The organism is Micromonospora sp. NPDC049101 (assembly GCF_040648675.1).
GTDB lineage: Bacteria > Actinomycetota > Actinomycetes > Mycobacteriales > Micromonosporaceae > Micromonospora.
Map to the genome: position 1 here is coordinate 234,963 of NZ_JBEZED010000012.1, position 8,241 is coordinate 243,203.

The following is an 8,241-nucleotide window of genomic DNA, read 5'->3' on the forward strand; positions in this document are numbered from 1 at the left end:
CTCAGGCGGCGGTGGCCTCCTCGGCGGCCACCTGGTTGTTCCAGTCGGCCTTGGTGGAGCGCCAACCCTCGTCGTCCATGCCGCGCCGCCAGTAGCCGGAGATGGAGAGCCGGTCGAGGGGTACGCCCCGCTCGCCGCGCAGCAGCCGGCGCAGGTCCCGGACGAAGGCGGCCTCGCCGTGCACGAACGCGTGCACGTGCCCGGCCGGGAACTGCAACGCCCGTACCGCCTCGACAAGCGCCGCGCCCACCGGGCGGTCGCCCCGGTGCAGCCAGGTCAGCTCGACCGCGCCGGGGCTGAGCAGCTTCTGCTCGTCCGCCGGGTCGGCGATCTCCACGAAGACGTGGGCCGGCGCACCCAGCGGCAGCCGCTCGCACGCGGCGGCGATCGCCGGCAGGGCACTCTCGTCGCCGACCAGCAGGTGCCAGTCCGCGTCCGGGCTCGGCGCGTACGCCCCGCCGGGGCCGACGAAGTGCACCGGGTCACCCGGACGTAGCGCGGCGGCCCACGGGCCGGCCAACCCTTCGTCGCCGTGGTGCACCACGTCCACGGTCAGCTCCTCGGCCAGCGGGTCCCACCGCCGCACGGTGTACGCGCGCAGCCGGGGCCACTGCTCCCGGGGCAGGTCCCGGCGGATCGCGGCGAGGTCCAACGGCTGCGGGTACGCGACACCGGGCTGCGGGAACACCAGCTTGATGTAGTGGTCGGTGAACTCGCCCACCGGCAGGCCGGTCAGCTCGTCCCCACCGAGGACGAGCCGGATCAGGTGCGGGGTGGGCCGCTCGGTGCGCAGCACGTGGACCGAGGTGACGTTCCTGGGGCGCTCCGTCATGCCAGTTAGGCTAGCCTAAGCTGACTCGTGACGGTTCGGCGGTGTGCCGTTACCGGCCAGGCGGGTGTGCCAGGTCACCGCCGCCGGGTCGGTGAGCGAGGCGACCTGGTCGATCACCACCCGCAGCCGGGCGGCGTCATCCCCCGCCGCCCGCCACATCGGCGCGAAGATCGGATCGAGCCCGTCCGGCGCACGCCGGAGCAGCGCGGCCACCAACTCGGCGAGCATCGTCCGCTGCCGTTCGTAGCGGCCCCGGAAACCGGAACGCCGCATCACGTACCGCAGGGCGATGCCCTTGAGCAGCGCGCACTGGGCCCGGACCAGCCTCGGCACCACCAGATCCGCGTCGTAGCGGCGGTGCGGGCCGGGGCCGGAGCGCTCCTCCGTGGCGGCCACCGCCGCCGACACGAACCGGCCGGTCAGCCCACTGGTGGTGGCCTTCAACGCGACCTGGGCGCGGTGGCTGCCGTCGTAACCGACAAGCGGGGCCAACAGCGGATCGGCCAGCAGGTCCACCAGCACCCCGGCCAGGTCGTCCGCGGACTCCCCGGAGTACGCGGCGGCCACGTCGGCGCACAGCGCGGCCCGCTCGTCGGCGTCCACGAGCAGCGGACCCACCGTCACGTACCCGCCGTGGATGCCGTCCTCCACGTCGTGCACCGAGTACGCCACGTCGTCCGCCCAGTCCATCACCTGCGCCTCCAGGCAGCGCCGGTCGCCGGGAGCACCGGCCCGGATCCAGCCGAAGACCGCCGCGTCGTCGGCGTACACCCCGAACTTGCGCTGCCCCGGGCGGCGCGGCCAGGGGTACTTGCCGATCGCGTCCAGCGACGCGCGGGTCAGGTTCAGGCCGGCGGACGAGCCGTCCGGGGCGAGCACCTTCGCCTCCAACCGGGTCAGCACCCGCAACGTCTGCGCATTGCCCTCGAAGCCGCCACAGGGCGTGGCCAGCAGGTCCAGAGCGGACTCGCCGTTGTGCCCGAACGGCGGATGCCCGAGATCGTGAGCCAGCCCGGCGACGTCGACCACGTCCGGATCGCAGCCCAACCGGGCACCCATCTCCCGGGCGATCTGCGCCACCTCCAACGAGTGCGTCAGCCGCGTGCGCAGGAAGTCGTCAGTGCCGGCGGTGTGCACCTGGGTCTTGGTGGCCAGCCGACGAAACGCCGCCGAGTGCAACACGCGGGCGCGGTCCCGCTCGTACGGTGAGCGGCGATGCCCGGTGTCCTTGGGCGCCTCCCGCACCAACCGCGCGTCCGCCGCGCCCGGCTCACCGCTCACTGCTCACTGCTCACTGCTCACGCAGGACGCAGAACTCGTTGCCCTCCGGGTCGGCCAACACCGTCCAGTCGGAGTCACCCTGGCCGATGTCGACGTGCCGGGCGCCCATGTCGACAAGCCGTTCGACCTCGGCCTCCAGGTCGGCGGGGCGCAGGTCGAGGTGCAGCCGGTTCTTGTGGTCCTTGCCGTCGGTCACGGGCACGAAGACCAGGCCGGGCAGGCGGTCGGCGGACTGGCGGATCTCCACCTCACCCGGCTTCTCGGTGACGATCTGATAGCCGAGCGCCTCGGCCCACCAACGGGCCAGTCGCGCCGGGTCACGGGCATCGACGGTGAGGCTCTCCCAGACGCTTGTCATTCAGTCACCCTTCCCGTTCGACGGTGTACGCAATCGGCCGTTTGCGAGCGAGCCAAGGTTACGCCCGTCCCGGCTGCCCGACGCGACCCCGACGCGTCGACGAAGTGTCCACAACCACCGATCGGCCCGGAGTTGTGGACCGACTGCCGTGCGTTACGGGCTCACGAGCGGAGATGGCCACCGGTAGCGTTCCCAGCGCGGAACGTGACCAGCCAACCGACACGCAGATCCCGACCGGTGAGGGAGCAACTCGTGGACGCAGACACGGTGGTGGGTACGGAACTACGCGGGCTGCGCCGACGTCGACCCGAGGTCGCCGGGACGGTGCTGGCCGGCACCGACGGGCTGCTCATCTCCAGCGACCTGCCCAGCACCGACGCCACCCACCTCGCCGCGCTGGCCGCCGCCAGTTTCGGGCTCGGCCACCGGGTGGCCGACACCGTCCGGCGTGGCGAGTTCCGGGAGTCGGTGGTCCACACGACGGCCGGCTGCGTGGTGACCTACCCGGCCGGGCGCACCGCTCTGCTGACCCTGGTCACCGTGTCGGCACCGGACAACCTGGAGGAGCTGCACCGGGAGGCTCGGGCGGTGGCCCGACGGGCCGGTTCGGTGCTGGACACGCGCATCGGTGGTGGCGGCGCCAGCGCGGTTCCGAATGGGCACGCGCCGCTCGCCGTGCGTACCCCGATGGCGACCCTGCCCACGCAGTCGCGCCGCTCGGCCCGCCCGTCCTGGCGTCGCCCGCCGATCTGATCGGCGGTGCCGGCGGCGGCCGGGCCGCCGCCGGCCCACGTCAGCGGCTGTCCGACCCGCCGGTCTCCACGACGGCCCGACCGGCCTCCAGCCGGGCCACCGGCACCCGGAACGGCGAGCAGGACACGTAGTCCAGGCCGACCTCGTGGAAGAAGTGCACCGAGTCCGGGTCGCCGCCGTGCTCACCGCAGACCCCGAGCTTCAGCCCGGGTCGGGCGGCCCGGCCCTCCTCGGCGGCGATCCGCACCAGCCGGCCGACGCCGTCGCGGTCGATCGACTCGAACGGCGAGATGCCGAAGATGCCCAGCTCCAGGTAGCGCCAGAAGAACGCGCCCTCGACGTCGTCGCGGGAGAAGCCCCAACCCATCTGGGTCAGGTCGTTGGTGCCGAAGGAGAAGAACTCTGCCGCCTCGGCGATCTGCCCGGCGGTCAGCGCCGCCCGGGGCACCTCGATCATGGTGCCGATCAGCACCTCGACGCCGCTGTCACCGACCACCTCGGCGATGATCTTCTCGGCCTCGGCGCGGACCGTCTCCAACTCCTGCACGGCCCCGACCAGCGGCACCATGATCTCCGGCTTCGCCACGCCACCGCCGCGGGCGCAACTGACCGCCGCCTCGGCGATGGCCCGGACCTGCATCGCGAACAGGCCGGGAATGACCAGGCCGAGGCGCACGCCCCGCAACCCGAGCATCGGGTTCTCCTCGTGCATCCGCCGGACGGCGGCCAGCAGCGCCTCCTCCTTGGCGACGTCCTCGCCGCGCTCCTGGGCGACCGCCACGTTGACCGCGAGCTGCTCCAACGGCGGCAGGAACTCGTGCAGCGGCGGATCGATCAACCGGACGGTGACCGGCAGACCGTCCATCTCCCGGAAGATCTCCTCGAAGTCGGCCCGCTGCAACGGCAGCAGCGCCGCCAGCGCCGCTTCCCGCTCCCCCGGGGCCCGGGCCAGGATCAGCCGCTCGACCAGCTCCCGCCGGTCGCCGAGGAACATGTGCTCGGTGCGGCACAACCCGATGCCCTCGGCGCCGAAGCGCCGGGCCCGGGCCGCGTCCGCACCGGTGTCGGCGTTCGTGCGGACCGCCAGCCGCCGCTTGCCGTCGGCGTGCGTCATGATCCGGTGTACGGCCCGGACCAGCGGGTTGTCGATGTGCTCCGGGTCGAGGCTGCCCTCGAAGTACTGCACCACCTCCGACGGCATGACCGGCACCTCGCCGAGGTAGACCTTGCCGGTGGTGCCGTCGATGGAGACGACGTCGCCCTCGCCGACGGTCTGCCCGGCCACGGTGAACCGCTTCGCCGGCACGTTCACGTCGATGTCGTCGGCACCGGAGACGCAGGTCTTGCCCATGCCCCGGGCCACCACGGCGGCGTGGCTGGTCTTGCCGCCGCGCGAGGTGAGGATGCCCTTCGCGGCGATCATGCCGTTCAGGTCGTCCGGGTTGGTCTCCCGGCGGACCAGGATCACCGACCTCCCCTCGGCGGCCAGCTCGACGGCCCGTGCGGAGGTGAAGACCACGGTGCCGGACGCCGCGCCGGGCGAGGCGCCGATGCCCGTGGCGACCGGCTGGAACTCGTGGTCGAGCTGGAAGCGGGGGAACATCAGCTGGGCCAGTTGCGCGCCGTTGACCCGGTGCAGCGCCTCGTCCAGGTCGATCAGGCCCTCGTCGACGAGTTGACCGGCGATGACGAACGCGGCGGCGGCCGTGCGCTTGCCGACCCGGGTCTGCAACATCCACAGCTTGCCGCGCTCGATGGTGAACTCGATGTCGCACAGGTCCTTGTAGTGCTCCTCCAACCGGGCCATGATGCCCAGCAGCTCGTCGTAGGAAGCCCTGTCGAGCTGCCCCAACTCCTGCAACGGCACGGTGTTGCGGATGCCGGCGACCACGTCCTCGCCCTGGGCGTTGGCCAGGTAGTCGCCGTAGATGCCCTGCGCGCCACTGGCCGGGTCACGGGTGAACGCGACACCGGTGCCCGAATCCGGGCCGAGGTTGCCGAAGACCATGGTCACCACGTTGACCGCGGTGCCGAGGTCGGCCGGGATGCGCTCCTGGCGGCGGTAGAGCACCGCGCGCTCGGCGTTCCACGACTCGAAGACCGCCCGGATGGCGAGGTCGAGCTGTTCGCGCGGCTGCTGCGGGAACTCCCGACCGGTGTGTTTCGAGAAGATCTTCTTGTACGCGTCGACGAGCCCACGCAGGTCGTCCGCGTCCAGGTCCAGGTCGTCGTGCGTACCCTTGGCGCTCTTGATCTCGTCGAGCGCGTGCTCGAACTCCTCGCCCGGCACCTCGCAGACGGTCTTGCCGAACATCTGGATGAGTCGCCGGTAGGAGTCCCAGGCGAACCTGTCGTTCTGCCCCGCCTGTGCCGAGAGCCCGACCACGCTCTGGTCGTTGAGGCCGACGTTGAGGACGGTCTCCATCATGCCGGGCATGGAGAACTTGGCCCCGGAGCGGACCGAGACCAGCAGTGGGTCCCGCGGGTCGCCGAGACGTTTGCCCATCGCGCGCTCCAGCGACTCCAGGTGCGCCTCGATCTGACCGGCGAGCCCGTCCGGCTGCCGGCCCGTCGTGAGGTACGCCTGGCAGGCCTCGGTGGTGATGGTGAACCCGGGGGGAACGGGCAGGCCGAGATTGGTCATCTCGGCGAGGTTCGCCCCCTTGCCGCCGAGCAGGTCCTTCAGGTCCTTGTTGCCCTCGGAGAAGTCGTAGACGTACTTGTGGTCGACGGTCTCTTGCGCTGCCACCAAAGCCTCCACACACGCGCCGGGAAACTTAACGAAGGTTCAGGCCGAAGGTTAGGCGAGCGTCGGGTGGCCTGCGACCGTTCGGTGACAATTGGCACAGCCATCACGACTATCCCTGTTCGTACCGGTTTCTGGGAACGCTTCCATGCGCACCATCACGCATCCCGGCCGAGCGTCGTACGCTTGACGGCACGCCAGCCGGTGAACCTCACTTTTGCCATAACCGACGCGAATACACCCCTCGGAGTCGCCGCCGTGTCGACCATCCCCTCCCCCACCCCCGCCACCGGCCCGGTGCCGCCACCGGCGCGGGAGTCGGACGCGGTCACCCTGGCCCAGACCGCCGAGCGGGCCGCCCACGAACTGCTCGCCCAGCCGGCACCGCACCTCGCCCAGCCGGCACCGCACCGGCTGGCCGACGTCGTGCCCGCTCCCGCGCAGGTCCAGCCGGCCCCGGCCGACGACTGGGTGTTACCGGCCGAAGCGGTCATCGTGGCCAGCGCCGACCCCGCCGCACTGGCGGTCGCCATGCAACTCGCCGAGCTGCTCCGGCCCGCCACCGGCTACCCGCTGCCGGTCACCCACTCCGCGCCGCCCGCCGACGCCGCTGCCCGTTCGCTGCCGGCCGCCGACACTGCCGGGCCGGTGCCGGCCGGGGGGATCGCGCTGGTGCTGGACGAGGCCGCCGATCTCGGCGCAGAGGGCTACCGACTCGACGTCGCCCGCGACGGGGTCCGCCTCACCGCCGCCACCGCCACCGGCCTCTTCCACGGCGTGCAGACCCTGCGCCAACTGCTGCCACCGGCCATCGAAAGCCCGACCCCGGTCACCGAACGCTGGGCGCTGCCCGGCGGGACCATCACCGACACTCCCCGCTTCCCCTACCGAGGCGCGATGCTCGACGTCGCACGGCACTTCTTCACCGTCGAGGACATCCTGCGCGTCGTGGACCACCTCGCCCGGTACAAGCTCAACCACCTGCATCTGCACCTCACCGACGACCAGGGTTGGCGGATCGCCGTCGACTCCTGGCCGAGGTTGACCTCCGTCGGTGGGGCGACCGAGGTCGGCGGTGGCCCCGGCGGGCACTACACGAAGGCCGACTACCGGCGGATCGTCTCCTACGCCGCCGCCCGCCACATCACCGTCGTCCCGGAGATCGACCTTCCCGGGCACACCAACTCGGCGCTTGTCGCGTACCCGGAACTGGCACCGGACAAGGTCGCGCCCCCGCCGTACACCGGCACCGAGGTCGGTTTCAGCTACGTCGACCCGGCCGACGAGCGCACGTACGACTTCATCACCGACGTGGTGGGCGAGGTGGCCGCGCTCACCCCGGGGCCGTGGCTGCACATCGGCGGCGACGAGGCGTTCAAGGTCAAGGGCGAGGTCTACACCGGTTTCGTCGAGCGGGTGCAGCGCATCGTGGCCGGCGTCGGCAAGACCGTCGTCGGCTGGCACCAGCTCGCACCGGCCGGGCACGTCGACGGGCGGGTGCTGCAGTGGTGGGGCACGAACGCCGACGACCCCACCACGGCCGACGCAGTCCGGCGGGGCGCCCGCCTCATCGTGTCCCCCGGCAACCACGCCTACCTGGACATGAAGTACGCCCCGGACACCCCCATCGGGCACGACTGGGCTGGCCTGATCGACGTGCGCAAGGCGTACGACTGGGATCCGGGCACACACGTCGCAGACGTGCCCGCCACGGCTGTCCTCGGGGTGGAGGCCCCGCTCTGGACCGAGTCGGTCACCTCGCTGGCCGACATCGAGCTGCTGCTCCTGCCCCGACTCCCCGCCATCGCCGAGCTGGGATGGTCACCCCGGGTGACCCATGACTGGGCCGACTTCCGTGACCGACTGGCCGGTCAGGGCCCGCGCTGGGAGAGGGCCGGAATCACCTTCCACCGCGCACCCGAGGTGCCCTGGCCGAGCACCCCGACCATCCCCACCCAGCGCGACGCGACACCTACCGCAACCGCCACGCCCTGATCCCCGGCCCGGGGCGCGTGATCGCCGCAGACCGGCGTGATCGTCTCGGCTTTCATGGTGTCGGGGTATCCCCGGCATCCGGACACCGCGATTTCCGTGAACCCGAGTCGATCACACCGCCTCGCCCGGCCGTGTCGGTTCGCGAGGTGGGCACGGTGGGCGGGTTGTCGGGTTTGACCTACGGTGTCGGGTGGTCGGGGCCACTCCGGCGGCGGAATGGGGGGCCGGGCCGGGTCGTTATACCTGGCATGCCGCCGCAGCCCCCGGGCTGTGGTG

At 71.9% G+C, this 8,241-nt stretch carries 6 protein-coding genes; 2 read left to right on the top strand and 4 right to left on the bottom strand.

Annotated elements, in window-relative coordinates:
- Position 1: 1 nt before the first annotated feature.
- Genes AB0B57_RS19100 through AB0B57_RS19110 form a run of 3 tightly spaced genes read right to left on the bottom strand, consistent with a single transcriptional unit; the run spans position 2 to position 2,471 of the window.
- Complete coding sequence (locus AB0B57_RS19100; protein ID WP_357071007.1) at positions 2–832, bottom strand: siderophore-interacting protein; 831 nt, start codon at positions 830–832, stop codon at positions 2–4.
- Positions 833–847: 15 nt separating this feature from the next.
- Positions 848–2,113: a deoxyguanosinetriphosphate triphosphohydrolase gene (locus tag AB0B57_RS19105; protein ID WP_357071010.1), complete on the bottom strand. Its 1,266-nt coding sequence runs from the start codon at positions 2,111–2,113 to the stop codon at positions 848–850.
- A gap of 10 nt (positions 2,114–2,123) precedes the next feature.
- Positions 2,124–2,471 (bottom strand): VOC family protein, encoded by a 348-nt coding sequence (locus AB0B57_RS19110; RefSeq protein ID WP_357071013.1) that lies wholly within the window; start codon positions 2,469–2,471, stop codon positions 2,124–2,126.
- Between the two features lie 252 nt (positions 2,472–2,723).
- Between AB0B57_RS19110 and AB0B57_RS19115 the strand changes: the two genes are divergently transcribed.
- Entirely contained in the window at positions 2,724–3,224 is a 501-nt protein-coding gene (locus AB0B57_RS19115) for a roadblock/LC7 domain-containing protein (RefSeq protein WP_357071016.1), read from the top strand.
- 40 nt (positions 3,225–3,264) lie between these two features.
- On the opposite strand, the gene ppdK is transcribed toward AB0B57_RS19115, so the two are convergent.
- A complete protein-coding gene (gene ppdK, locus AB0B57_RS19120; protein ID WP_357071019.1) occupies positions 3,265–5,973 on the bottom strand; it encodes a pyruvate, phosphate dikinase in 2,709 nt (902 codons plus the stop codon).
- A 255-nt stretch (positions 5,974–6,228) separates the two neighbouring features.
- Between ppdK and AB0B57_RS19125 the strand changes: the two genes are divergently transcribed.
- A complete protein-coding gene (locus tag AB0B57_RS19125) occupies positions 6,229–7,965 on the top strand; it encodes a family 20 glycosylhydrolase (RefSeq protein ID WP_357071022.1) in 1,737 nt (578 codons plus the stop codon).
- Positions 7,966–8,241 lie beyond the last annotated feature (276 nt).